The following is a 25,966-nucleotide window of genomic DNA, read 5'->3' as shown; positions in this document are numbered from 1 at the left end:
GGGATTCAATGAATCTAAAGAGAGCCTACTTATGACGCTCTTTTAGCTTATTCACCACATCGTTCATTGATAGACCTTGGTCTTGCAATAGAACCATTAGGTGATAGATCAAATCTGCTGATTCACAGACTAGCTCCGCCTTATCGCCCGACGTCGCCGCAAGCGCGACTTCAACGCCTTCTTCGCCCACTTTTTGCGATATACGCTTGGTGCCACGGGCATATAAGCTGGCAGTGTAAGAAGAGTCAGGATCTGCGTCCTTGCGGGCAGCCAGTAGCTGCTCAAGTTGATGAAGCCACACCATCTGAGACTCTTCCTGTGGATCAGAATCCCAGCATGTTGTCGTACCCAAGTGACACGTAGGACCAATTGGGTTCACTTTGACTAGCAAGGTATCGTTGTCGCAGTCCAGTGACATATTCACCAGTTGCAGAACATTTCCTGAAGTCTCACCTTTAGTCCAAAGGCGCTCTTTAGTACGAGAGAAGAAGGTCACTTGACCTGTTTCGCCCGTCTTTGCTAATGCATCTTGGTTCATGTAACCCATCATCAGCACTTGGCTTGACTGGAAATCTTGTACAATCGCAGGAACGAGACCGTCGACTTTATCCCAATTGATACGTTCAGCTAGCGTATTTACTTCTGTCGCTGCAAAACTCATAGACGCACCTCTACACCTTGTTGTTTTAGATACTGCTTTAATTCACCAATATTGATGACTTGTTTGTGGAATACCGAAGCCGCAAGCGCTCCATCCACATTAGTTTTATTGTACGCTTCTGCGAAGTGCTCCATTGCACCTGCGCCACCCGAAGCAATCAATGGAACGTTACATACTTCACGTACCATGTTGAGCTGCTCAAGGTCATAACCGTTACGAACACCATCTTGGTTCATCATGTTCAACACAATTTCACCAGCGCCACGTTTCTGTACTTCCTGCACCCAATCTTTGGTTTCCCATTTGGTTGCTTTAGTACGCGCTTCATCGCCAGTGAATTGATAAACCTGGTACTTACCGGTTTCTTTATCAAAGTATGAGTCGATGCCAACAACGATACACTGCACACCGAATTTATCAGCCAGGTCAGTGATCAATTGAGGGTTAGCCAGTGCTGGTGAGTTAATGGATACTTTGTCAGCTCCAAATTCTAAAATACGCGCAGCATCTTCAGCCGACTTAATACCACCAGCGACACAGAAAGGAATATCAATCACCTCTGCAACACGCTTTACCCAACTCTTATCAACAACACGGCCATCACTTGATGCCGTGATATCGTAAAATACTAATTCATCCGCGCCCTCTTCTGCATAGCGCTGTGCTAGCGGAACGATGTCGCCAATGATTTCGTGGTTACGGAACTGAACGCCCTTAACCACTTGTCCGTCACGGACATCCAAACAAGGGATTATTCGCTTTGCCAGCATGCAAATGCCTCCTCTGCGGTGAACTTACCATCAAGTAGCGCACGACCCACAATCACACCAGCCACACCGCTACCTTTTAGAGCTTCGATGTCTGCTAGGCTGCCAATGCCGCCCGATGATTGGAACTGAACCTGCGGGTACTGCTTACAAAGATCCACGTAAAGCTCAACGTTTGATCCTTCTAACGTGCCATCACGAGAGATATCAGTACACAGAACGTGCTTAAGGCCAACGGTCAGGTAGTCCTCAATCAGCGCTTCAATGGTCACGCCAGAATCTTCCTGCCAACCTGAAATCGCCACTTTACGAGTGCCGCTTTCGTCGATGTTGATATCCAGAGCAAGAACGATTTTTTCAGCACCGTACTTTTCCATCCAGCCTTTAACAAGCTCTGGCTGTTTGACTGCCGTTGAACCAACAACAACACGTTGTGCTCCGGCTTCGAGTAGATCAATCACATCTTGTTCATTACGCACACCGCCGCCAATTTGAATGTTAGCCGGCGTGCTATCAAGTAGCTTAGCGATCAGGTCCAACTGGCGAGCTGTCGTGTCTTTTGCACCTGTTAAATCAACAAGGTGCAACCAGCCAGCACCAGCTTGGTGATATAGGTTGAACTGCTCTGCTGGGTCTACTTTGTATTCTGTTACTTGACCGTAGTCCCCTTGGAATAAGCGAACTACTTGGCCTTCAATTAAATCTAATGCGGGAATAATCATTTACATTCCTTATATGGCAACGTTAGCCGCTACCTAATCCTTATTACAATTCCAAGAAGTTCTGAATCAGCTTAGAACCAGCTTTTGATGAGCGTTCTGGGTGGAACTGAACACCATAATAGTTACCGCTTTGCACCGCTGCGGTAAACGGATTGCCGTAATCACACTGTGCGATGGTGTAGTCACCTACTGGCATTGCGAAGCTATGAACGAAGTAAAAGTACTCGCCTTCTTCAATGTCTTTAAATAGAGGGTGATTCGGTGTTGCAGTGACAGTATTCCAACCCATGTGTGGCAGTGGTAAATCGCCCGTATCCAATAAACGAACTTCACCCTCACACAAGCCTAAACATTCAACTAGCTCGTCGGCCTTTTGGCCTTTTTCTTGAGATAACTTACCAAGAAGCTGCATGCCTAAACAAATGCCAAGCAGAGGCTTCTCTACTTGCTTTACAAGAGCAACAAGGTCGCGCTCTTGTAAGTTCTTCATTGCTTCACTTGCGGTACCTACACCTGGTAGGAATAGCTTGTCGGCTGCAAGAACCACTTCAGGCTCTTTTGAAATCTCAACGTTGTAACCCAGACGTTCAATCGCAAATTTAACCGATGAGACGTTGGCACAACCAGTATCAATAATAACTACTTTCTGCTCTTTCATACCGATTCCTTACAGAACGCCTTTGCTGCTTGGTAATTCATTACCTTCAACTTTAATTGCTTGGCGCAGAGTACGACCAAATGCTTTGAATAGGCTCTCAATGATGTGGTGATCATTATTGCCAGCAGAAGAAAGGTGTAGCGTACAAGCTAGCGTGTCAGTTAAAGAACGGAAGAAGTGAACCACCATTTCCGTTGACAGGTCACCCACTTGCTCACGGCTGAACTCTGCATCAAACTTCAGGTATGGACGGCCAGAAAGGTCTAACGCACACTGAGCTAAACACTCATCCATTGGCAAGCTAAAACCAAAGCGGCCAATGCCACGTTTGTCGCCTAGCGCATCTTTCAGAGCCTGGCCTAACGCAAGTGCTGTATCTTCTACCGTGTGGTGATCGTCAATATGTAGATCGCCTTTCACAGTTAGATTCATTTGGAAACCACCGTGCGTCGCAATTTGATCAAGCATGTGGTCGAAGAAACCCATGCCAGTGTCAATCTTGTTACCGCCAGTTTCATCAAGGTTTACCGCTACTTTGATGTCCGTTTCTTTCGTCGTTCGAACCACTTCAGCAACACGAGCGTTAACCGTTAAGTCTTTAACAATTTGTGGCCAGTTAAGTGTGCCTTCTGTTTCAGCATCTGGACCATACTGAATACCACGGATTGCCATGTTCTCTGCTAATTGCAGATCAGTCACGCGGTCACCAATCACAACAGAGTGTTGGAAGTCTACTTTACCGCCTTGCAGATACTCTTTAACCATGCCCAGTTTAGGCTTACGGCAAGAGCAGCTGTCTTCGTCAAAGTGAGGGCAAATAAGCACGTCATCAAACTTTACGCCTTGAGATTCAAAGAAATCCATCATCATGTTGTGTGGCGCATCGAAATCTTCTTGTGGGTAGCTATCTGTACCAAGGCCATCTTGGTTAGTTACCATAACTAAGCGGTAGCCAGCGTCTTGTAATGCAAGCAGGCTAGGAATCACTAGCGGTTCAAATTTCAGTTTGTCTAAACGGTCTACTTGGAAATCGACTGGCGGCTCAACAATTAAGGTGCCGTCGCGGTCTATAAAAAGTATTTTTTGTTGTTTACTCACTTGAACTTCCTTTTAATTTTAAATCTGGTGGCCTAGCTAAAATTAAACGCTAACCCAAAATATTGGTTTCATTTGTCAGCCTATTATTTATCAAATAAAAGCTGACAAATGTTATTACTGGCAAGCCTTTCGTTACTGGTAAAAGTTACGAATGAATCCAAGTGTCTTTTCGCACTCTTCGCGGTTACCAATACTAATTCGAACACAGTCTTCAATTGGCGAATTACGTAAGATAATGCCGCTGTCCCATGCCGCATTAAACAGTTCGTCACCGTTCGGGAATTTAACCAAAAGGTAGTTACCCCAACCATCGAATACCGTAACGTTAGGCATTCCCATCAGACCAGCCTGTAGGTACGCTCGGTTAGCGCTTAAGTCCAGAACTTGAAACTTCGCTCTCGCAAGGCCTTGCTCTGAGAGTGCTTGAACTGCGATATCAGCAACAGGAATTGACACTGGGTATGGCGCAATCACTTTCAACAATACATCGATAAGCTCTTGGTTCGCTAGCGTAAAGCCGCAGCGTAACCCAGCCAATGCAAAAGCTTTAGACAGAGTACGCAGAATCGCTAAGTTCGGGTATTGCTCAAGTAAATCAACGGTTGACGCTTCTGGACAGAAGTCGATGTACGCTTCATCCATCACAACAATTGCTTTATCTTGAGTCATCTCAAGTAACTTAATGATGTCTTTACGTTCAACCAAATTACCAGTCGGGTTATTTGGGCTACACACAAACACCACTTTCACGTTGTCTAGCTGAGCTTCAATTGCAGGAAGGTCAAGTTGCCACTCTGCAGTTAGAGGCACAACTTTACGCTCAACACCGATGGTTTCTGCACTGATTGCGTACATACCGTAGGTTGGTGGGCAGTAAAGGATAGCGTCTTCGTTCGGCTCACAAAAAGCGCGAATCAGTAGTTCGATACCTTCATCAGCGCCTCGTGTCGTCAGAGTTTGCTCCGATTTCACACCTGCATATTGCGCGTAAGCATCAATCAACTCTTTAGGCTGACACTCGCTGTAACGATTAAGACGAGACAGATTTAAGTTGTACTCGTTATCAAACGGAGATTCGTTGGCATTTAGCCATACATCACCTGTGCCGCCAATGCGTCTTGCAGACAAGTAAGGTGTAAGAGCCTGAACTTGTTTTCTTGCTAACTTTTCCATGCCCTGCCCTTATTTAGCTTGGTTTAACTTTTCAACTCGGATTGTCACAGCACGTTTGTGTGCATCCAAGCCTTCGGCTTCCGCCATAGTAACAACTGTTGGAGCTAAGCCTTTTAGGCCATCAGCGCTCAGTTCTTGTACTGTCATACGTTTTGAGAAATCAGCTAAACCAAGGCTAGAGTATGTCTTGGTGTAACCGTAAGTCGGCAATACGTGGTTAGTACCAGAGGCATAGTCGCCTGCAGATTCTGGAGACCAATCGCCAAGGAAGATAGAACCTGCATTGTCTAGCAATGGCAGCAATTCACGTGGGTTCTTGGTTTGAACGATCAAGTGTTCAGGACCGTAAAAGTTTGAAATCGCAATCGCTTGAGTGATGGATTCAGCAATGATGATCAGGCTTGATGCCAACGCTTGCTGAGCGATACTCGCACGAGATAGCTCTTTCAATTGTTTTTGAACGGCTTCGGTTACTTGATCCGCAATCAATGGCGAAGGTGTTACCAACACCACTTGAGAATCAGGACCGTGCTCCGCTTGGCTCAACAAGTCAGCAGCAATGAAGTCTGCGTCTGCTGTTTCATCAGCAATCACCAACACTTCTGATGGTCCTGCTGGCATATCAATTGCCGCGCCGCGGAAGTCGTTGCTTACTTGGCGTTTTGCTTCAGTCACGAATGCATTACCTGGGCCGAAAATCTTATCGACTTTAGCAACACTTTCCGTACCGTAAGCCATCGCAGCAACCGCTTGACCACCACCTACGTTGTAAACCTCGTCGATCTTACAAAGCTTAGCGACATACAGAATTTCGTCAGCGATTGGCGGAGGAGAACAAAGTACAACCTTGCGACAACCTGCGATTTGAGCGGGAACACCTAACATAAGAACCGTTGACGGAAGTGGCGCACTGCCACCCGGGATGTACAGACCAACTGTGTTAATCGCACGTGTCACTTGCTCACACACGACACCTGGTTGCGTCTCAACCTTAATTGGCTGAGGTTTCTGAGCTTCGTGGAACTTAGCAATATTGCTGTAAGCTTGTTCTAGTGCCCGCTTCATTTCTGGAGTTAGACGAGCGCTCGCTTCTTCAATTTCATCCGAGCTCACTCGAATTGATTTTGGAGTAACGCGGTCAAACTTCTCAGTCAGTTCTTTAAGCGCTGCATCGCCCTCGTTTCGTACTTTTGCAATAACATCAGAAACTGTCGCTGTGATGTTTGCACCTTCAGTAATAGCGGGACGCTCTAATACCGAGTCTTGCTGTGATTCACTTAAAGATTGCCAAACAACGGTTCTCATCGTCATTACCCCATCATTTTTTCGATTGGTAGTACTAGAATCGAGCTTGCGCCTAACTCTTTCAGCTGTTCCATCGTTTCCCAGAACAAGTTCTCTGTACTTACTAGGTGAACGGCAACTTTATCTTTGTCTGTTGAAAGTGGCAGTACTGTTGGATCTTCAGCGCCAGGCAGTAGTGCTTTGATTTGCTCAAGCTGAGACGTTGGCGCGTGTAGCATGATGTACTTCGACTCTTTCGCTTGTTGAACACCCTGCATACGAGTCAGTAGCTTTTCAATCAATGCTGTTTTGTCTGCGTCGAATTCACCAGTACGTTGAATCAAAGTCGCTTTAGACTGGAAAATCACTTCCGCTTCTTTTAGGCCGTTTGCTTCTAGCGTTGCACCGGTAGAAACCAAGTCCGCGATTGCATCAGCTAGACCAGCGCGAGGCGCTACTTCAACCGAGCCTGTTAGCATACAAGTGCTGAAATCAACACCCTGCTCGTCCATGTAGGCTTTGAGTAGTTGTGGGTAGGTTGTTGCAATACGCTTGCCCGCTAGATCTTGTGGGCCGTTGTACTGTTCGTCTTTATTGATAGCGATAGATAAACGGCAGCCACCGAAATCTAGACGACGTAGTGTTTGGAACTCTGCAGGCTCTTTAAGAGCAAGGCGATCTAGACGAACTTCTTCAAGCTCATTCTCACCGATAAAACCAAGGTCAACCACACCATCCATGATGAGACCTGGGATGTCGTCATCACGAACTAATAACAGGTCAATTGGCATATTTAGTGAATGAACGACTAGGCGCTCACCCATGATGTTAAATTTAACACCACATTTTTTTAGTAGGTCTTGGCACTCTTTACTTAGGCGACCTTTCTTTTGAATTGCGATTCTTAGGCGTTGTGTCTGCATTGCTGTATCCCTGTGCAAATATTTGAATTTGTTGATTATTTAAAAGCGCTAAAACTAAAAAACCCTCGGAAGACTCTGTCATCCCGAGGGTTTAAATCTAAATTCTTTTGACTTAACCTCCGGGAGTAACCTTGCTCCCGGGTATACGTAAATCTCCCCGAAAGACTAGATAGGGTGATGATGGTGATGAATGTTCATTACTAATTTACGCATACTTATCAGCTCTTAGGTTGTTTGCTGTCTTGTCTCCACACTAACCAAGGTAAGATCCTTTTTCAACCATTAATTCGAACTTTTTTCACGAAACTTAAAATTAAATTAACAGGCACAAAAAAGGGAGGCTAAAGCCTCCCTGATAGTTTACTGATTAACTTTCGTTTTTAGCTTTTGCATGTCGCTATTTTGCAGCGAGAAAAATAAGCCAGAGCGAAACACACAGCAACGAACGTTAGAGCTGCTGCGCTGAATGCGATACCGATAGAGGCTGTCATACCTAGGGTAATGAAGCCAATGCACGATACAAACGCTACTGCTAGCGCGTATGGAAGCTGTGTTGATACGTGGTCGATGTGGTTACAACGAGCACCTGTCGAAGACAAAATCGTTGTATCTGAAATCGGAGAACAGTGGTCACCAAATACCGCGCCCGCTAGAACCGCACTTAGCATAGGAAGAATCAGTGCGATATCCGATGCTGCCGCCATATCACCCGCGATAGGTAGCATGATGCCGAACGTACCCCATGAAGTACCGGTAGAGAAAGCCATGATGCCTGCAAGTAGGAACAGGATAACTGGTAGCCAGTGGTAATCAATGCTGCCTGTTACTAGAGAAGACAAGTACGTACCTGTTTTCATGTCACCGATTACAGAACCGATAGTCCAAGCGAACACAAGGATTAGGATAGCGCCAAACATAGAGCTTGCACCAATCCACATCGTTCTTGCGATGTCTGCCATAGATAGCTTCTGCTTAAATACCGTCGCTAAAGCAACAAGTAGGCCGATGATGCCACCGTAAACAAGAGACTTACCAACATCTGTATTTTCGAATGCACCAAGTAGGTTAAACGCTTGACCATCAGCCGCTAACGCTTGACCACCTGTGTAAAGCATCGCTGCAACCGTCGCTACGATCAATGAAACGATCGGCATGATTAGGTCAGAAACAGAACCATTCTCGCTCTCTTCGATATCTAGCTCTTCGTTTAAATCGTGAGCTTGTTGGCTGTCGTTGTCACCTTCAAAGCCACGACCTTGAGACGCTTCGATCTCATGATCGCGCATCTTACCAACATCTAGACCGAACCACGCCACTGCGAACACCATAAGAAGTGCAAATACCGCGTAGAAGTTCATTGGAATTAGACGAACGTAAGCGCCTAGAGCTGAATACTCAGTCACACCGTGTGTTACTAGGATGCCACCGATAATAGTAATAATGTAAGCACCCCAACTAGAAGCTGGCATGATCACACACATAGGAGCTGCAGTAGAATCAAGAATATAAGCTAGCTTAGCGCGAGATACGTAGAAACGGTCTGTTACAGGACGAGAGATTGCACCGACCGCCAAGCTGTTAAAGTAATCATCCACAAAGATGAATACGCCTAAGAAAGCTGCAAGCAGTTTAGAACCACGTTTGCTTTTAACGCGAGACTGAGCCCATTCAGCGAATGCGCGAGTACCACCAGACAGTGTTAATAGCGCCGTTGTCATTCCCAAGATAATTAGGAAAGCAATGATGCTCATGTTCCAAGTGTTGATACCGCCATCTTCAATGAAAACGCCAGATGCTTTAGTAAATACGTAGCTAGCGGCATTACCCACTGAGTAATCAGCAAGTAAGATAGCACCCATAACGATACCTACACCCAGAGAAACCAATACACGGCGGGTAACGATAGCAAGGCTCAAAGCCACAAGTGGCGGAAGCAAAGATAAAGGAGATGTTGCAAAATCTATTAAATTCATGATCTTCAAAAACCAGTTTTTTATTTGGCTAGAGATCTACTGCAGACAAACTTGATACGGATGACCAAGTTCATGTTGAACTAAGCGAAAGGGAAGTGAACACTTCACCCAACCCTACAGTAGCGCTCCATAGTTTAAAATTAAGACTATGGCAGTGTTGTACCTATTGAGCACAACCCCAGCAAATTGCTTAGATATACAATTTACTTCGGCAATTACACCTTTCATTCCCGTTCATTGGCATCACCCCAACGAAAACTACTTTTTATAATTGCACCTCTACGTGCGACAACATTATTAACCACTCAAACAATAGTTTAACAAATGATTAACCAAAGCATCGCATCAGGTAGCCGCAATTGTACCCATCAAGAGCAACAATGCAACATATCATTCCGAGAAAAGCGGCTTTTTATTTGTGAACTATTCAACTTAAGAATAGTCAACATAGTGTAACTACTCCACCAGTCACATATCAGCTTTTAAGATATTCTTAATATTTATTATAAATTCAATTGAGATGAGCATTGGCATTTTCAACTATTCATCTCACTTTTATATTTAAATATGTAATAGAAGAAATACTGTTTGTTTTATTCCCAAGCTCTGTTTATTATTAGGTAGATTATTTAGTTTACCTTGATGGAAAATATCATGTCTGAATTAACAAAAACTCTATTAAATATCCGTAGCCTTCGCGCATTCTCACGTGAATTAACTCTTGAGCAACTAGAAGAAGCGCTAGACAAGCTAACTATTGTTGTACAAGAGCGTCAAGAGTCTGAAGCTGAAGAACGTGCGGCTAAAGCAGCACAAGAAGCTAAACTTTCTGCTATTGCTGAGCAAATCGCAAAAGACGGAATTGATGTTGCTGATCTTATTGCTGCGCTTTCTGGCGAAGCAAAATCTAAAACAACAAAAGCGAAACGCGCTCCTCGCCCAGCTAAATACAAATACGTAGATGCGAACGGCGACGAGAAAACTTGGACAGGCCAAGGTCGTACACCTTCAGCTATCCAAGAACAACTAGATGCTGGTAAATCTCTAGAAGATTTCGCTATCTAAATGTTCAATTTGCATAGTGGGTGTCGCAATTACTGACTAAGCAATAGAATTAATATTTAAGTCGACTAAAGTATTATTTACGGCTTCAATATATTTAGAAACAAAAAGGCTCCTTTCGGAGCCTTTTTTATATTTTGTTACCCATAAATGTTCTTTATAAACATTGCTGCGCATTTGATAAACTTGTGCGCAGCGGATAAACAAAGTCTCTTATCTTTCCCAGTACGCTTCTTCTAGGCTATCTTCTCTTTCAGGAAGACCGCGAGATAAACGTGGAGAGTGCTGAACCAATACTTCATAGCTCGCACGGTTTGAATATTTACAAACTTGTGAGAAAGAAGAATACGTCAAGAATGAATGTTGGTGCTTACTTGAGTTTGGCACGTTTTCTTTGTGGTACTTATTCGCAGCCATATCATGTAATAAAGCAGATAAAGCCGCATCACCTGCACCATTGGTATTTTTGATCTTCTCAGGACCGCCCATATAAGGCGCAATATGTGAATAAACTTTAGTAGGGTTTTCACATAAATCTTTATGAGCAGGACGGCTAAATTCATAACGGTTAAATTCAGCAATTGAACCTGGGAGTAAAGGCAGTGATGTTTCACGTTTCGCTGCGTCTTCCGTGTAACCCGCCATAAATAGACCAACAGGACCAGCAGTACATAGTACTAGGTCTACCCAATCTAGCGCTTTGTCAGAAGCAGCGAGTGGATCGCTTTCACCAGTTAGGGCTTCGGCTTCGTCTTCATTCATTGCAACAACCGTTACGTGTTGCTCTAAGAAATCTTTCCAGAATTCAGGATCGTCTTGAATAACGAATTTCGTACCCAGAGTTAAAACAACAGGCACATCGTATTTCTTCGCGTATTCGATCGCTTTCATTGTTGCTTCAGGCATCGGGTCACCCGGCTTACAACGAACTAAATAAGCCGTTAATACTAAAGCAGAAGCACTTTTGAAAATCTTTTCAGGAATACTTTCTGGTTTTAGTTGGTTCATTTGCCCTTCGCTAATTGCGAAAGTACGCTCACCATCTTCAGTAATTAATGCAAAGCAGCGACCGATTGCGCCATCTACCCCTTGTAAATGGTTCAAGTCCATTCTGCTTGATGTATTACATAAATAGCGGTAACCATAGCTACCAATTTTAATATCCTGGCTCATTACGCCGAGTAGCGTTGAACGGTCATCCGCTAGTACTGAGTAATTGTGTAATGTATTACCGATAGTGCCACCAGCATATTCATTGGTAATTAGACACTGTTCTTTTAGTTCTTGATATAAAGACTCAGCCGCTTCATCAACGATAACCAGTGAGTGTCCCTTACTTAAACCGTACTTCTCAATAAGTTCAGAACTCACTTTTGCTTCAATATCCACCAAAGTTTGGTCAATACCGATAATATGAGTGCGTGACATTCTTTTACTGCTTTGAGCTTGGCTCACTAATGGGTCACGTGCGTGAACCGGAAAATAGTGCTTTGATTTACGTTGTCCAGGGAATTTCATAGGGCTAGTCTAAGTCAAGGGGAAATAGGTGGCGGATTCTACCGCGCTATATTTAACGCGGCAATCATTCAAACTATAGCAAACGTTTGCTGAGCTATTTTTTTATTCACCTTCCATAAAGCTTAAATCAGGCAGCATCTCTAAATGCTCGGCATAACGCTTTTGATTAAACTCTGCGCCATTCTTCATTACGTCAAATACTTCAACCGCAAGTGCACACGCCATTGCTGCAATTGCGTCTTCACGTGGTGTGCCTGTCATCATAAGGCGCATTAACGTCTCTTTTACTTTAATTGGCTGACCGTCTTCTAGCTGATTTTCAATAATTTCAATCAACTGCTCTTCTTGCATAAATTCATTTTGTTCAGACATTTTTTTATCTCAAGTCTTGGATTTCGAGCGACTATGCCACATATACTTCTGACATCCTAGCGACTCACCTCGCTCTCATGCGATTACTAACAAAGTCAGCGCACTATTTGTGCAAATGAAACTGTGATTCCGGTCTCGGATCTGTCACGGCGTTTCTCTTTCTGTTAGAATCTGCGACCAAGTAATAGTAACGGTGTTTAGACATGTCAGATATCAGCTCTGGAAACAGCGAAAAGAAAGTAATTGTCGGTATGTCCGGCGGTGTAGATTCGTCAGTATCGGCGTATCTTCTTCAGCAACAAGGCTATCAGGTAGAAGGCCTTTTCATGAAAAACTGGGAAGAAGACGATAACGAAGAATACTGCACGGCAGCTGAAGATCTTGCTGATGCTCAGGCGGTATGTGACAAACTAGGTATCCACCTTCACACTATCAACTTTGCTGCAGAATACTGGGACAACGTATTCGAATACTTCCTTGCGGAATACAAAGCAGGTCGTACTCCTAACCCAGATATTCTTTGTAACAAAGAAATAAAATTCAAAGCATTCTTAGAGTTTGCCGATGAAGTACTAGACGCAGACTACATTGCGATGGGTCACTACGTTCGTCGTACTTTCCCAACTCAAGAAGAGTTAGATGCTGGCGTAAAACCAGAGATGCTACGTGGTCTAGACAGCAACAAAGACCAAAGCTACTTCCTTTACACGCTAAGCTCAGACCAAGTTGCGCGCAGCCTATTCCCTGTTGGTGAATTAGAGAAACCAGAAGTGCGACGCATTGCTGAAGAGCAAGACTTAATCACAGCGAAGAAGAAAGATTCTACAGGTATCTGCTTTATCGGTGAGCGTAAGTTCACAGAGTTCCTTGGCAAATACCTACCAGCACAACCAGGTGACATCGAAACACCAGAAGGTAAAGTGATTGGTAAACACAACGGCTTGATGTACCACACGTTAGGTCAACGTAAAGGCCTTCACATTGGCGGCACCAAAGGTGGTGGCGGCAATGAAGAACCATGGTTTGTTGGTGAAAAAGACCTTAAGCGTAATGTTCTGATTGCCGTACAAGGTAAAGATCACCCTCTTCTTAAATCAGAAGGTTTGATCGCTTCTCAGCTTCATTGGGTAAATCGCACACCAATTACTGAAGTTATGACATGCACGGTAAAAACACGTTACCGTCAAACCGATATTCCTTGTACAATCATCCCAATTGATGACGAGAACATTAAGGTTATTTTTGACGAGCCACAGATCGCAGTGACCCCAGGTCAATCTGCAGTATTCTACCAAGACGACGTGTGTCTTGGCGGTGGTATCATCGAAAAACGCATCTAACTGATCGAACGACAAACGATAGAAGACAACTAGGAGTTACTACGTGGCTAATACACTTTATGACCGTACTATTGCTTTCGCCGGAATTTGCCAAGCTGTGGCTTTGGTTCAACAAGTAGCGAAAGACGGCCATTGTGATAAAGATGCCTTCGAAGCTTCACTCAGTGCTATTTTGAATACTAGCCCAGCAAACACTGTTGGTGTTTTTGGACGTGAAGCTAACCTAAAATTAGGTCTTGAGTGCCTAGTAAAAGGTATCGATAGTACTCCTGCTGGTAGCGATATCACTCGTTACATCATTAGCTTAATGGCGCTTGAACGTAAGCTATCATCTCGCAACGACTCTATGTCTCAGCTTGGTGACCGCATTCAAACTGCAGAGCGCCAGAGTGAACATTTCGACTTGTTTGACGAGCAGATGATCAGCAACCTAGCGAGCATCTACCTTGATGTTGTGAGCCCAATCGGCCCTCGCATTCAGGTTTCTGGCACGCCAGCGGTACTTCAACAAACCTCGACCCAACATAAGGTTCGTGCCCTACTACTCTCAGGGATTCGAAGTGCTGTTCTATGGCGTCAGGTGGGCGGCAAACGTCGTCACCTTATCTTCGGTCGCAAGAAGATGATCGAGCAGGCTCAAATCCTATTAGCTCGAATGTAACTTATTAGCTCGCGCCTCGTCGCGAGCTTGTTTTTTGTATCAACACAACTCTCACGCAAACGTTTGCGCAATATGCGTGACAATTGAGATTGTTACTGGTATAAACCTCTCAAAATTTAGAAAACTCAATTCAGGAGAACACCATGGAACTGTCAGCATTGACTGCTGTTTCACCAGTAGACGGCCGTTACGGAAGTAAGACTATTGCATTACGCAGCATCTTTAGTGAGTTTGGTCTACTAAAGTACCGCTCTATCGTTGAAATTCGTTGGTTACAAAAGCTTGCAGCTACTGATGCAATCAAAGAAGTACCAGCGTTCAGTGCAGAAGCTAACCAGTTTCTTGATGAACTAGCCACTAACTTCAGCGAAGAAGATGCTCTACGTATCAAAGAGATCGAGCGCACAACAAACCACGACGTAAAAGCGGTTGAGTACTTCTTGAAAGAGAAAGTAGCTGGCGTTCCTGAGCTTCACGCTGTAAACGAATTCATTCACTTTGCATGTACTTCTGAAGACATCAACAACACGTCTCACGCGCTTATGCTTAAAGAAGCTCGTGACGAAGTTGTTCTTCCAGAAATCCGCAACGTAATCGACGCAATCAAAGCACTTGCGAACGAATACCGCGACATTCCTCTTCTTTCTCGTACACATGGTCAGCCTGCTTCTCCTTCTACTATGGGTAAAGAGATGGCTAACGTTGCGTACCGTATGGAACGTCAATACAAGCAAATCGAAAACGTTGAGATCCTAGCGAAAATCAACGGCGCTGTTGGTAACTACAACGCACACCTTTCTGCATACCCAGAAGTAGATTGGCACCAGTTCTCTGAAGAGTTCATCACTGAATCTCTTGGTGTAACTTGGAACCCGTACACAACTCAAATCGAACCTCACGATTACATCGCTGAGCTATTCGACGCGATTGCTCGTTTCAACACTATCCTTCTAGACTTCGACCGTGACGTTTGGGGCTACATTGCTCTTGGCCACTTCAAGCAGAAGACGATTGCTGGTGAAATCGGCTCATCTACAATGCCGCACAAAGTTAACCCAATTGACTTCGAAAACTCAGAAGGCAACCTTGGTCTAGCTAACGCTGTATTCGGCCACCTAGCGCAAAAACTTCCAGTTTCTCGCTGGCAACGTGACCTAACTGACTCTACGGTTCTTCGTAACCTAGGTGTTGGTGTTGGCTACGCTATCATTGCATACACTTCAACTCTGAAAGGTATTAGCAAGCTAGAAGTTAACCGCGAAGCACTACTTGCTGAACTAGACAAGAACTGGGAAGTTCTAGCTGAACCAGTACAAACAGTAATGCGTCGTTACGGCATCGAGAAGCCATACGAGAAGCTTAAAGAGCTAACTCGTGGTAAGCGTGTAGATGGCGAAGGCATGCGTGCATTCATCGACGGTCTAGAGATTCCTGAAGACGAGAAGGTTCGTCTAAAAGAGATGACTCCAGCGAACTACATCGGTCAAGCTGTCGAGCTAACTGACAAGCTGTAATTCGAGCTTCGAATTAGATAATACGAGAAGGCTTCCCATGTGGAAGCCTTTTTATTGCGCGCGATAACGTGTGCAAGCAACACAAGAGTTATCAGACAAGAACCCAAAAACCAGTCCTAACCTCATTTTGATAGAGCTAAACTCTCACAATAACGAAAACCACATCCCTTCAATCTCCAATCTTAACAGCTGAGATCAAAAAAGGCCTCCCGAAGGAAGCCTTTAATATTCTCTAATTATGTTAGAGATTACATGTTACGTAGAGACGCAATACGCTTATCTAGCGGTGGGTGGCTCATTAGAAGCTCTGTTAGAGAACGCTTACCGTTGATACCAAATGCCATCATAGAACCTTCTAGTTGTGGCTCGTGGCTCACCTTAAGACGCTCTAGAGCAGCAATCATCTTCTCTTTACCTACCAAGTGAGCAGCACCTGCATCGGCATGGAACTCACGATGGCGGCTGTACCACATGGTGATGAAGCTCGCTAGGAAACCGAATACTAATTCCAGCACCATAGACACACCGAAGTACACCATCATGTTGCTACCACCCTCTTCCTCGTTATCATTCGATGCCACAATATTGGCAATGAAACGAGATAGGAAAATAACGAACGTGTTCACAACACCTTGCATCAGCGTCATTGTCACCATGTCACCATTTGCGATGTGACTAACTTCGTGAGCCAGTACCGCTTCAGCTTCATCACGCGTCATGTTGTGTAGCAAACCAGTTGATACCGCGACCAGTGAATCGTCACGCTTAGCGCCTGTCGCAAATGCGTTGATGTCTGGCGAGTCATAGATCGCCACTGTCGGCATCCCAATACCAACCTGTTGAGATTGACGGCTTACCGTTTCCATCAACCAATGTTCTGTTTCGTTACGCGGGCTTTCAATAACCATACCGCCAACAGAACGAAGTGCCATTTTCTTTGACATCATTAGTGAGATGAATGAGCCGCCGAAACCGAATACCGCAGCCATCACCAGTAAGCCTGAGAGGCTACCTGGTTGCATACCTGTGACTGCGTATACAATATTAAGAACAACACTTAGAACCAATACAACCGCAAGGTTGGTTGCAAGGAACAACATTACTCGCTTCATTACTTATCTCCGCATGAAAGCTGTTTTTATCAAACTTATTGTTATAGACAAGGCAGGCAGCAATTGATTCCAACCTTGACGACTTATACTTACTTATACATATAGTCTTAGATTAAGAAAACAAGGTTAAGCATTAAATTGAAACATTTGATTACGGGAGTAGCGCAATTCGCACTCGTCCATTAGACCTAAGTCGTATGGTCTACCTCTAGCGATCCGTTTAGAGTGTCAGTCAATTAATGTATTGGCTAGTTCATGTAACAAAAGGAAAGGATCATGGTTGAAGGTACTAACACTCAAATGGCTATCGATTTACTGTGCTGTCACCTAGGGATTACTGAAGAAGAAGCGAAAAAACAGATCGGTATTCTTACGCCAGAAGCAGCTCAAAAAAACATCACAGAGACACAGCAAGCACTAATGGGGCTGACAAAAGATCACTAATCCCAAGCTTAACTCTACACAGGCTTAACATAGCAAAAGGGCTGCAATCGCAGCCCTTTTCTTATTCTGTGCCCTAGTCACTAATTACAGTGCAAGCAATGGCTGAACATCGATGTACTTACCAATGTTCTTAGACTTAGCTTTTGGTACGTAAGGGATCTCACCCAGTTTTGGCGCACCTAGCTTGTCTTCAAGCATCGCAATAATATCCGCGTAATGCTCAGTACCTGGATTAATGCGGTTAGCTACCCAACCAACTAGGTTTAAGCCGTCAGCACGAATCGCTTCTGCAGTTAATAGAGCGTGGCTCAAGCAGCCTAGCTTAATACCTACCGTCAGAACCACTGGAAGCTGTTCTTTTTTAACCCAGCTAGACAAATACTCATCGTCTGAAACAGGTACTCGCCACCCACCAGCGCCTTCCACCAAAACGATGTCAGAGTTCTGCTTATGTTCAGCTAGCTTAGCCGATAGCACTTCTTCTTCAATCACCACACCGTCATGCTTAGCTGCAATGTGAGGTGATGAAGGTAGTAGCAATGCGTACGGGTTAACATCTTCATAAGCGATCTCTTGTGTCGCTGCTTCTTGAAGATGTAGCGCGTCGCTATTACGTAACCCTTCAGGGTACTTTTCACACCCTGCAGCAACTGGTTTATAACCAATTGTTGATAAATCTTGTGCGGCCAAAGCTTGAAGAATCGCTTTTGAAACCATAGTTTTTCCCACTTCGGTATCCGTACCTGCAATGAATACTGCATCAATCATAATTGAATAACCCCTAAACAAACTTGATATGTTGCTGGTAAGAAACCTTGATGGTTTTTAAACTCTCGATATTCCCGTTCAACAAGCTGCAACATGCGACGACTTGTCAAACCTTGTGAGCGACCACTTACGTGATTAGCGCCAATGCCTTTAAGGTCTCGCATCAGTTCAAACGCAGTGTCGTACCAAACGGTGATGGTGGGCAAGTCTAGTTGATGAGCCGTACAGCTAGATTGCGCTAACGCAATTTTTACCTGATTGATTGTAATAAAATGGTTAACGTGTTGATGTGAGTCAATTTTTGACCATGACTTTTCTAGCTCAAACAGTGATCCATCAAGCAAAGTTGAGAAGATTACTTGTCCATTAGCCGCCGTAACACGCTTCATCTCCTTCAACGGCGATGACAAATCATCACACCATTGCAACGCCAAGCTCGAGAAAACAATATCAAAGCTTCCATTGGCAAACGGCAATTGTTCGGCATCAGCTTGTTGATATAAAGAGACGGCAGAACCACAGCGCTGCTTAGCCTTCTTTAGCATTCCAAGAGAGAGATCGGCACAAATCACTTCAGCACCGCGACTCAACAACTGTTCTGAAAAATAGCCGGTTCCGCAACCGAGGTCGAGTACCTTAAGACCAGAAAGATCGCTTGGTAGCTTATCCAGTAAACGGTGGCCCACATCACGCTGAAACTCAGCATGTTTGTCATAGGTAGTTGCCGCTTTACCAAACGCTTCGGCAATCGCACTTTTATCTTGGCCTAGGTATTCATGCACTACTGCTTCCTGTGACATTTGCTAAACCTCTTCCTTTAATGCACAGCTCAATTCGATAGCTTGAAGCAACGAACGGCTTAATTGGTTAACCTGCTTTTGACTGTGATTGGCGGTTAATGTAATTCGCAAACGAGCCGTCCCAGCCGGAACGGTCGGCGGTCTTATCGCCGTCACCCATATCTGATTGCGCTTTAACTCTTCTGCTATCGATAATGCCGCCTGCGCTTCGCCTATCACAAATGGCTTAATAGGGGGCTTGGTATCAACAAAGCCTTGTATAGCTTTCATCTGCTCCGCATAGATCCCCCCGAGCTCAATCAGTTTTTCTCTGCGCCACTCTTGGGTTTGAATCATCTGACACGCATGGGACAAAGCGAAAGCCTGTGAAGGCGGCATTGCCGTCGAATAAACATGATGACGTGCAAACTGGGTTAAGTAATCACCCACTTCTGATGAACATAGAATTGCGGCACCGGAAAGACCAAAGGCTTTACCAAAGGTCACCACCAAAATATCAGGTGAGACTTGTGCAGCATTGCAGCTCCCAGCCCCTCTTTCGCCTAATACACCGATGCCATGAGCATCATCAACCGCCAACCAACCGTCGTATTCATTGGTAAGGCTAGCGATATCTTCGAGAGGCGCTTGGTCACCATCCATGCTGAAAACGCCCTCCGTCACGACTAACGATTGTGGAGAACGACTTAGCAACGACTCGAGATGCTGCACATCGTTGTGCTTAAAGCGTTTCATTGAGGCAGGAGAAAGCACACCCGCTTCCATCAGAGAAGCGTGATTAAGCTTGTCTTGTAGCAAGACATCATCTTTCTCGAGCAGAGAGAACAACAAAGCTTGATTGGCGCTGAATCCAGAACTGAAAAGAATGGCGCGGTCGAATCCAAGCCACTCACACAACTGAGCTTCTAGGTTTCGATGAGCTGAGCTAAACCCGGTGACTAATGGCGACGCTGCACTGCCAGCACCATACTGAGACAACCCGTTTTGCCATGCCTCGACCAACTCAGGATCGTTCGCCAGTCCCAAATAGTCATTGCTCGAAAAGTTTATGAAGTGTGAACCTTCACTACTAAGCAATGGACCATTACTGTTTTCAAGCACCTTGAGTTGACGTGTTAACCCTTGTTCACGGCGATGAACAAGGGCTTCTTTAATGCGTGATTTAAACCGTGGCATCGTAGAACATGTCATCTTTCGTAGGGCGAGCCGCAACGCGCTCCACCACTTGATCTAACAGTTCATTTTCTTGAATTTCATCAGGCTTTTGAGCCACTTCTTGGCTGTTAATACCCAACTTCTTGAACAGCTGCATATCTGTATCTTCATCTGGGTTTGGCGTCGTCAGTAGCTTACAGCCGTAGAAGATAGAGTTTGCACCTGCCATGAAACACATCGCTTGCATCTGTTCGTTCATATTCTCACGTCCTGCAGACAAACGAACCGCAGACTTAGGCATCATGATACGAGCGATCGCGATCAATTTAATAAAGTCGAAAGACTCAACATCATCGACGTTTTCCATCGGTGTGCCTTTCACTTTAACAAGCATGTTGATTGGCACACTCTCTGGGTGTACCGGAAGGTTCGCTAGCTCTACCAGAAGACCTGCACGGTCATTAGTGCTTTCACCCATACCAATAATACCGCCTGAACAGATCTTCATACCGGCATCACGAACGTGAGATAGCGTGTCTAGACGATCTTGATAGGTACGAGTGGTGATAATGCTGCCATAAAACTCTGGAGAGGTATCAAGGTTATGGTTGTAGTAATCCAACCCTGCATCGGCTAACTCACCTGCTTGCTCTGGCGTTAGCATGCCAAGTGTCATACAGGTTTCTAGCCCCATACCTTTCACACCTTTTATCATATCGGTGAGGTGTGGCATATCGCGCGCTTTCGGGTTCTTCCATGCTGCGCCCATACAAAAACGTGTTGAGCCCGCATTCTTAGCTTTTTGTGCGGCATCCAATACGCGCTCAACTTCCATCAAGCGCTCTTTATCAACGTCAGTTCGATAGTGAGCGCTTTGAGGGCAGTATTTACAATCTTCAGGACAAGCACCTGTTTTAATCGATAACAGAGTACTCACCTGCACGTGGTTGTGCTCTTGGTACTGTCTGTGAACCAGTTGTGCTTCAAACATTAAATCCATAAATGGTTTTTCAAGCAGTGCCTTTACTTCAGCGACTGTCCAGTCATGACGAACTTCCACGTGTCGATCCTTTTTTATTATTTGATGTAGCATCTCCATCAATAGAGATTGCATTTATGCTTGGCTAGTCTACCGACAAGCTTTAGACTGTCAACACATTGATAATAACAAAAGTTTACATCTGGTTATTTTGCAATCACAACAAGAACGGAAATCGTTATGGATCTCGCCTTTGATCGCCAGCATATCTGGCATCCCTACACATCAACGTTAACACCTCTGACCTGCTATCCTGTTACCAATGCAGACGGCGTTTACCTAGAACTAGAAGGCGGAAATCGAATTATTGATGGAATGTCCTCTTGGTGGTCAACGATCCACGGATACAATCATCCGGTCTTAAATGAAGCCGCGCACAGCCAAATCGATAAGGTTTCACACGTGATGTTTGGTGGCATCACCCACCAGCCCGCTATCGATTTATGTAAGAAGCTTCTTAAGCTAGCACCAGACAATCTTGAACACGTATTTTTGGCTGATTCGGGCTCAGTTGCGGTAGAAGTGAGCCTAAAAATGGCACTTCAGTTTTGGCATGCGAAAGGACAGCCTCGCTCTAAATTCTTAACGCTGAGAGATGGTTATCATGGTGACACGTTCGCTGCGATGTCAGTGACAGACCCCGATAACTCAATGCACAGTCTCTATAAGGGCTTTTTACCTGAGCATATTTTCGCTGGCTCACCAAAGACCGGCTTTTGGGATGAGTGGAACCCAAGTGACATTGATAGCTTTCGTGAAAAGCTATCCGCACACCATGAAGAAGTCGCTGCCGTGATCTTAGAGCCGATTGTTCAAGGCGCTGGCGGTATGCGTATTTACCACCCTGAGTTCTTAAAACAAGTTCGCTTGCTTTGTGACGAGTTTAACGTGCTGTTAATTTTGGATGAGATTGCGACCGGCTTTGGCCGCACAGGTAAATTGTTTGCCTGCGAGCATGCAGATATTCAACCGGATATTTTGTGTGTCGGCAAAGCGCTGACTGGTGGTTACATGACGCTCTCAGCAACACTAGCAAGCAAAGAAGTCGCGGACACCGTATGTGGAGGTGAAGCAGGTTGCTTCATGCATGGCCCGACTTTTATGGGTAACCCGTTAGCTTGTGCCGTTGGGGCCGCGAGTTTATCCCTAATAGAGCAAGGCCACTGGCAAAATCAAACTCTACAAATTGAACAACTCTTCTCAGAGTTACTGCCACCGTTGCTCAAACATGAACTGGTTAAAGACGTTCGTTGGTTAGGCGCTATTGGCGTCGTAGAAACCCACTCGCCAGTCGAAATGGAAACTATACAGGCTCACTTTGTCGAGCAAGGTGTTTGGATTCGTCCATTCGGAAGATTAATTTATATGATGCCTCCGTTTATTAGCGAACCACAACATATCGAAAAATTGGTCGCTGCTATCGACACTGCATTACAAAATACTCATTGCTTTAAATAGCCATTAAATAATGCATTTATTGTTCTGAACAAGAGCGGTGATTATTTCCGTATATCTTCAGTAATAAATAATTTAATAAAACTAAAAGGCCTTACATAAAAGTAAGGCCTTATCTATTTTGAAGATACCCGTCAGTTTAACGTAATTGACTATCTTTACTTGCTCGACGGTTAAACAATGAATGTCGATGTGCGTCGTGCTCTAATAATGACTGACATTCGATACACAAACGAACGCCTTTTATCGCGAGTCGTCTTTTTTCTGGTATCTCGTCGCCACACTCATCACAATAACGCAAACTCTCACCACCTCGAAGGTTTCCTCTTACACGAGAGATCTCATCATCGATGGTGTTTTGTATTTGCTGGCTGACGCTGTCGTCTCCAGCCCATCCTACGGCCATAAGCCCTCCTCTATACATAAACGAGAAAATCTTTACCTACCGCGGTAAGAGGACATTATAGCCGGATGTCAATTAAGTAATAATAACCACAAATAACAAAATACTATTACACCTTGGTAATAGTAATAAAAAACCCAGCCAATAGGCTGGGTTTTCAATATTTTATGAGCTCATTAAATCGTAAAACGATTAGCCGATGTGCGTTACGCCGCCCATGTATGGCTGAAGTACTGCTGGGATAGCAATACGGCCATCTGCTTCTTGGTTGTTCTCAAGAATCGCAACCATAGTACGACCAACAGCAAGACCAGAACCGTTTAGTGTGTGCACAAGTTCAGGTTTCTTCTCGCCTTTACGACGGAAACGAGCTTGCATACGACGAGCTTGGAAATCCCACATGTTTGAACAAGAAGAGATTTCACGGTAAGTCTCTTGTGCTGGAACCCATACTTCTAAGTCGTAAGTTTTCGCAGCGCCGAAGCCCATGTCACCAGTACATAGAACCACTTTACGGTAAGGAAGGTCTAGAAGTTGAAGTACTTTCTCAGCGTGACCTGTTAGCTCTTCAAGAGCTGCCATTGAGTCTTCTGGCTTAGTGATTTGTACTAGTTCAACTTTGTCGAATTGGTGCATACGGATAAGACCACGAGTGTCACGACCGTAAGAACCCGCTTCAGAACGGAAACATGGAGTGTGAGCTGTCATCTTAAGTGGCAGTTCAGCTTCGTCTGTAATGGTATCGCGAACCATGTTTGTTACCGGTACTTCCGCAGTAGGGATAAGTGATAGCGTCTTAAGAGGAACATCACTTACTTGCTCAGTTAGCGGGCTTGTGTGGAACAAGTCTTCGCCAAACTTAGGAAGTTGACCCGTGCCGTATAGGCTATCGTGGTTCACTAGGTACGGTACGTACATTTCTGTGTAGCCGTGTTCATCAGTGTGAAGGTCCAACATGAACTGAGCAATCGCACGGTGTAGACGTGCAAATTTGCCTTTCATCACGATGAAACGAGAACCAGAGATTTTTACTGCGCTAGCAAAATCAAGACCGCCAGACATTTCGCCAAGATCAACGTGATCTTTCACTTCAAAGTCGTAAGTCTTAGGTTGACCCCAACGAGAAACTTCAACGTTATCATCTTCGTCTTTACCTTCTGGCACAGACTCGTCTGGCAGGTTTGGAATAGACATAGTGATCGTTTCTAGATCAGATTGAAGCTCAGCCAATGCTGCTTTAGCTTGGTCTAGTTCTGCGCCTAAGTTGCCTACTTCAGCAAGGATACGCTCAGCTTCTTCATGGTCGCCTTTTGCTTTCGCTTGACCAATGGACTTCGATCGAGAGTTACGTAACGCTTGTAGCTCTTCAGTTTTCATCTGAAGGGACTTACGTTTTTCTTCAAGTTCACGAATTGTCTCTACATCAAGGGCGAAGCCTCGACGTGCTAATTTTGCCGCTGTTTCATCCAGCTCAGCTCGAAGTAATTTAGAATCCAGCATTGCTAATCCTATGCTTTAGTTATTTGAATATTCAGTAATTTGCTACTGAATCACTGCTAAACCCCTAAAATTGGTGCTATTTCGACCAATTTGTAACGATTTAATTTAAATTTTATGACTAGGTAACGATATCCAAAAAAGACTACTTTTCATAGCGTTTTTGTGGACTTTTTGCATCCAAATCCGCCAGATAATCTAGCTTCTCGCCAATTTTGGTCTCTAAGCCTCGTTTTGTTGGGAAATAGTATTGCTTCTCTCCCATTTCAGGAGGCAAGTACTTTTCACCCGCCGCGTAGGCTCCCGGTTCGTCATGAGCATAACGGTATTCTTGTCCGTAGCCCATGTCCTTCATCAAGGTTGTTGGTGCATTTCGCAAATGATGAGGCACTTCGTACTCAGGAAGATTATGAGCATCGGTTAACGCTTGCTTCCAAGCCGTATAAACCGCATTACTCTTTGGTGCACACGCTAAATAAACAACCGCCTGTGCAATCGCGCGCTCACCTTCTGCTGGACCAATGCGTGTAAAGCAGTCCCAAGCAGACATCGCAACCTGCATGGCACGAGGGTCGGCGTTACCAATATCTTCTGAAGCTATCGCCAATAAGCGCCTGACGATATAAAGCGGGTCACACCCGGCTGCAATCATTCGAGCCGACCAGTACAAGGCTGCATCAGGTTTTGAACCACGTATCGACTTATGAACCGCGGATATTAGGTCGTACCAAATATCTCCCTTATTATCAAAGCGAGCGACTTTCTCACCAGCCACTTCAGCAAGCAGCTGTAAGGTTATCGATTTCTCGCCTTTGTCGTTGTCTTCGGCCATGTCGTACAGCAGCTCAAGATAGTTAAGCGACATACGCGCATCACCGTTCACTAACTCAGCTAAACGATCCAAAACATTATCAGCAAAGTGAGCAGGAACGTCACCAAGACCACGCTGCTTATCTTCAATCGCTTGGCGTATTACCGTCGCAATATCATCGGTATTGAGAGAAGTCAGCTTATATACTCGCGCACGAGATAACAGAGCGTTGTTTAACTCGAAGGAAGGGTTTTCGGTCGTCGCACCAATGAAGGTAACCGTACCGTCCTCAATATGAGGCAGAAAAGCATCTTGCTGGCTTTTATTAAAACGATGGACCTCATCCACAAACAAGATGGTTCTTCGCCCTGCTTGCTTGTTTTCACGCGCTTTTTCGATCGCGATGCGAATGTCTTTCACGCCAGATGTCACGGCAGAGACACGCTCCACTTCTGCATTAGCATAATTGGCGGCTACTTCTGCGAGCGTGGTTTTACCGGTACCAGGTGGCCCCCACAGAATCATCGAGTGGATATGCCCTGCTTCCAGAGCTCTACGAAGGGGTTTACCTGGACCTAATATGTGCTGCTGACCAATGTACTGTTCTACAGTTTCTGGTCTCATACGAGCAGCAAGGGGACGAAAATCTTCGTCCCCTGCAAAATCTAAGCTGTAATTACTCAATTGCAATCTCTTGATTATTTGATGGTATCAGGTTGATGGAAACCATATCCATCCCCCCTATCGACGTACTAC

25 protein-coding genes, 1 riboswitch and 1 other annotated feature are annotated in these 25,966 nt (G+C 44.9%); of the genes, 6 read left to right on the top strand and 19 right to left on the bottom strand.

Annotated elements, in window-relative coordinates; all coding sequences use genetic code 11:
• Nucleotides 1-25 precede the first annotated feature (25 nt).
• The 9 genes from hisIE to L1D55_RS10645 form a co-directional block, all read right to left on the bottom strand.
• Nucleotides 26-661, bottom strand: coding sequence for a bifunctional phosphoribosyl-AMP cyclohydrolase/phosphoribosyl-ATP diphosphatase HisIE (gene hisIE, locus L1D55_RS10685; RefSeq protein WP_105024630.1), 636 nt, complete (start codon nucleotides 659-661; stop codon nucleotides 26-28).
• Nucleotides 658-1,431 carry an imidazole glycerol phosphate synthase subunit HisF gene (hisF, locus tag L1D55_RS10680; RefSeq protein WP_102423426.1) on the bottom strand — a complete coding sequence of 258 codons (774 nt, stop codon included), beginning with the start codon at nucleotides 1,429-1,431 and terminating at the stop codon, nucleotides 658-660. Before hisF ends, hisIE begins: the two co-directional genes overlap by 4 nt.
• A complete protein-coding gene (gene hisA, locus L1D55_RS10675; protein WP_239917407.1) occupies nucleotides 1,413-2,150 on the bottom strand; it encodes a 1-(5-phosphoribosyl)-5-[(5-phosphoribosylamino)methylideneamino]imidazole-4-carboxamide isomerase in 738 nt (245 codons plus the stop codon). The genes hisF and hisA overlap by 19 nt, the downstream gene beginning before the upstream one ends.
• A gap of 43 nt (nucleotides 2,151-2,193) precedes the next feature.
• The gene (gene hisH, locus L1D55_RS10670) at nucleotides 2,194-2,808 is read right to left on the bottom strand and encodes an imidazole glycerol phosphate synthase subunit HisH (protein WP_239917406.1); all 615 of its coding nucleotides are present in this window, start codon (nucleotides 2,806-2,808) and stop codon (nucleotides 2,194-2,196) included.
• A 9-nt stretch (nucleotides 2,809-2,817) separates the two neighbouring features.
• On the bottom strand, nucleotides 2,818-3,906 hold the full coding sequence (hisB, locus tag L1D55_RS10665) for a bifunctional histidinol-phosphatase/imidazoleglycerol-phosphate dehydratase HisB (RefSeq protein WP_239917405.1): 1,089 nt from the start codon (nucleotides 3,904-3,906) through the stop codon (nucleotides 2,818-2,820).
• A 132-nt stretch (nucleotides 3,907-4,038) separates the two neighbouring features.
• Complete coding sequence (gene hisC, locus L1D55_RS10660) at nucleotides 4,039-5,079, bottom strand: histidinol-phosphate transaminase (RefSeq protein ID WP_239917404.1); 1,041 nt, start codon at nucleotides 5,077-5,079, stop codon at nucleotides 4,039-4,041.
• A gap of 9 nt (nucleotides 5,080-5,088) precedes the next feature.
• Nucleotides 5,089-6,390, bottom strand: a complete 1,302-nt coding sequence (gene hisD, locus L1D55_RS10655) for a histidinol dehydrogenase (protein ID WP_239917403.1) — start codon at nucleotides 6,388-6,390, stop codon at nucleotides 5,089-5,091.
• Nucleotides 6,390-7,286 (bottom strand): ATP phosphoribosyltransferase, encoded by an 897-nt coding sequence (gene hisG, locus L1D55_RS10650; protein WP_004742016.1) that lies wholly within the window; start codon nucleotides 7,284-7,286, stop codon nucleotides 6,390-6,392. The genes hisD and hisG overlap by 1 nt, the downstream gene beginning before the upstream one ends.
• A 53-nt stretch (nucleotides 7,287-7,339) precedes the next feature.
• Nucleotides 7,340-7,476 (bottom strand) — a sequence feature (His leader region).
• 190 nt (nucleotides 7,477-7,666) lie between these two features.
• Nucleotides 7,667-9,259, bottom strand: a complete 1,593-nt coding sequence (locus tag L1D55_RS10645) for a Na+/H+ antiporter NhaC family protein (RefSeq protein ID WP_239917402.1) — start codon at nucleotides 9,257-9,259, stop codon at nucleotides 7,667-7,669.
• Nucleotides 9,260-9,371: 112 nt separating this feature from the next.
• Nucleotides 9,372-9,549, bottom strand: a riboswitch (Lysine riboswitch).
• Nucleotides 9,550-9,913: 364 nt separating this feature from the next.
• Here L1D55_RS10645 and L1D55_RS10640 point away from each other — a divergent pair.
• Entirely contained in the window at nucleotides 9,914-10,324 is a 411-nt protein-coding gene (locus tag L1D55_RS10640; protein WP_061031763.1) for an H-NS family nucleoid-associated regulatory protein, read from the top strand.
• A gap of 210 nt (nucleotides 10,325-10,534) precedes the next feature.
• Here L1D55_RS10640 and L1D55_RS10635 read toward each other — a convergent pair whose 3' ends face one another.
• Both L1D55_RS10635 and L1D55_RS10630 read right to left on the bottom strand, forming a co-directional pair.
• Nucleotides 10,535-11,839, bottom strand: a complete 1,305-nt coding sequence (locus tag L1D55_RS10635; protein WP_239917401.1) for an inosine/guanosine kinase — start codon at nucleotides 11,837-11,839, stop codon at nucleotides 10,535-10,537.
• A 102-nt stretch (nucleotides 11,840-11,941) separates the two neighbouring features.
• Entirely contained in the window at nucleotides 11,942-12,211 is a 270-nt protein-coding gene (locus L1D55_RS10630; RefSeq protein ID WP_008223525.1) for a hypothetical protein, read from the bottom strand.
• A 203-nt stretch (nucleotides 12,212-12,414) separates the two neighbouring features.
• Here L1D55_RS10630 and mnmA point away from each other — a divergent pair, with 203 nt between their 5' ends.
• The 3 genes from mnmA (at nucleotide 12,415) to purB (ending at nucleotide 15,726) form a co-directional block, all read left to right on the top strand.
• Nucleotides 12,415-13,551, top strand: coding sequence for a tRNA 2-thiouridine(34) synthase MnmA (mnmA, locus tag L1D55_RS10625; RefSeq protein WP_004742011.1), 1,137 nt, complete (start codon nucleotides 12,415-12,417; stop codon nucleotides 13,549-13,551).
• A 43-nt stretch (nucleotides 13,552-13,594) separates the two neighbouring features.
• The gene (gene hflD / locus L1D55_RS10620) at nucleotides 13,595-14,212 is read left to right on the top strand and encodes a high frequency lysogenization protein HflD (RefSeq protein ID WP_239833985.1); all 618 of its coding nucleotides are present in this window, start codon (nucleotides 13,595-13,597) and stop codon (nucleotides 14,210-14,212) included.
• Nucleotides 14,213-14,355: 143 nt separating this feature from the next.
• Entirely contained in the window at nucleotides 14,356-15,726 is a 1,371-nt protein-coding gene (purB, locus tag L1D55_RS10615; RefSeq protein WP_239917400.1) for an adenylosuccinate lyase, read from the top strand.
• A gap of 248 nt (nucleotides 15,727-15,974) precedes the next feature.
• On the opposite strand, the gene htpX is transcribed toward purB, so the two are convergent.
• Nucleotides 15,975-16,838, bottom strand: coding sequence for a protease HtpX (gene htpX, locus L1D55_RS10610; RefSeq protein WP_032498836.1), 864 nt, complete (start codon nucleotides 16,836-16,838; stop codon nucleotides 15,975-15,977).
• Between the two features lie 276 nt (nucleotides 16,839-17,114).
• Here htpX and L1D55_RS10605 point away from each other — a divergent pair, with 276 nt between their 5' ends.
• The gene (locus tag L1D55_RS10605; RefSeq protein ID WP_008224601.1) at nucleotides 17,115-17,282 is read left to right on the top strand and encodes a hypothetical protein; all 168 of its coding nucleotides are present in this window, start codon (nucleotides 17,115-17,117) and stop codon (nucleotides 17,280-17,282) included.
• An 84-nt stretch (nucleotides 17,283-17,366) separates the two neighbouring features.
• Here L1D55_RS10605 and bioD read toward each other — a convergent pair whose 3' ends face one another.
• From bioD to bioB, 4 genes are read right to left on the bottom strand one after another with little or no spacing between them, the layout of a single operon-like run.
• The gene (bioD, locus tag L1D55_RS10600; protein ID WP_239917399.1) at nucleotides 17,367-18,050 is read right to left on the bottom strand and encodes a dethiobiotin synthase; all 684 of its coding nucleotides are present in this window, start codon (nucleotides 18,048-18,050) and stop codon (nucleotides 17,367-17,369) included.
• On the bottom strand, nucleotides 18,047-18,850 hold the full coding sequence (bioC, locus tag L1D55_RS10595) for a malonyl-ACP O-methyltransferase BioC (RefSeq protein ID WP_105024620.1): 804 nt from the start codon (nucleotides 18,848-18,850) through the stop codon (nucleotides 18,047-18,049). The genes bioD and bioC overlap by 4 nt, the downstream gene beginning before the upstream one ends.
• 3 nt (nucleotides 18,851-18,853) lie before the next feature.
• Entirely contained in the window at nucleotides 18,854-20,026 is a 1,173-nt protein-coding gene (gene bioF / locus L1D55_RS10590; RefSeq protein WP_239917398.1) for an 8-amino-7-oxononanoate synthase, read from the bottom strand.
• Nucleotides 20,013-21,065, bottom strand: a complete 1,053-nt coding sequence (gene bioB / locus L1D55_RS10585; protein ID WP_063522337.1) for a biotin synthase BioB — start codon at nucleotides 21,063-21,065, stop codon at nucleotides 20,013-20,015. The genes bioF and bioB overlap by 14 nt, the downstream gene beginning before the upstream one ends.
• Nucleotides 21,066-21,224: 159 nt before the next feature.
• Here bioB and bioA point away from each other — a divergent pair, with 159 nt between their 5' ends.
• Complete coding sequence (bioA, locus tag L1D55_RS10580) at nucleotides 21,225-22,502, top strand: adenosylmethionine--8-amino-7-oxononanoate transaminase (protein ID WP_239917397.1); 1,278 nt, start codon at nucleotides 21,225-21,227, stop codon at nucleotides 22,500-22,502.
• A 136-nt stretch (nucleotides 22,503-22,638) separates the two neighbouring features.
• Here the strand turns inward: bioA and L1D55_RS10575 are convergent, their stop codons facing one another.
• The 3 genes from L1D55_RS10575 to L1D55_RS10565 form a co-directional block, all read right to left on the bottom strand.
• Nucleotides 22,639-22,905 carry a DksA/TraR family C4-type zinc finger protein gene (locus L1D55_RS10575; protein WP_004741997.1) on the bottom strand — a complete coding sequence of 89 codons (267 nt, stop codon included), beginning with the start codon at nucleotides 22,903-22,905 and terminating at the stop codon, nucleotides 22,639-22,641.
• A 189-nt stretch (nucleotides 22,906-23,094) separates the two neighbouring features.
• Nucleotides 23,095-24,402, bottom strand: a complete 1,308-nt coding sequence (gene serS, locus L1D55_RS10570; protein ID WP_239917396.1) for a serine--tRNA ligase — start codon at nucleotides 24,400-24,402, stop codon at nucleotides 23,095-23,097.
• Nucleotides 24,403-24,544: 142 nt separating this feature from the next.
• The gene (locus L1D55_RS10565) at nucleotides 24,545-25,894 is read right to left on the bottom strand and encodes a replication-associated recombination protein A (protein ID WP_102425947.1); all 1,350 of its coding nucleotides are present in this window, start codon (nucleotides 25,892-25,894) and stop codon (nucleotides 24,545-24,547) included.
• Between the last annotated feature and the right edge of the window lie 72 nt (nucleotides 25,895-25,966).

Source organism: Vibrio sp. Isolate22 (assembly GCF_022398115.1).
Classification (GTDB): domain Bacteria; phylum Pseudomonadota; class Gammaproteobacteria; order Enterobacterales; family Vibrionaceae; genus Vibrio.
This window is presented reverse-complemented; position numbering and strand designations above follow the sequence as displayed.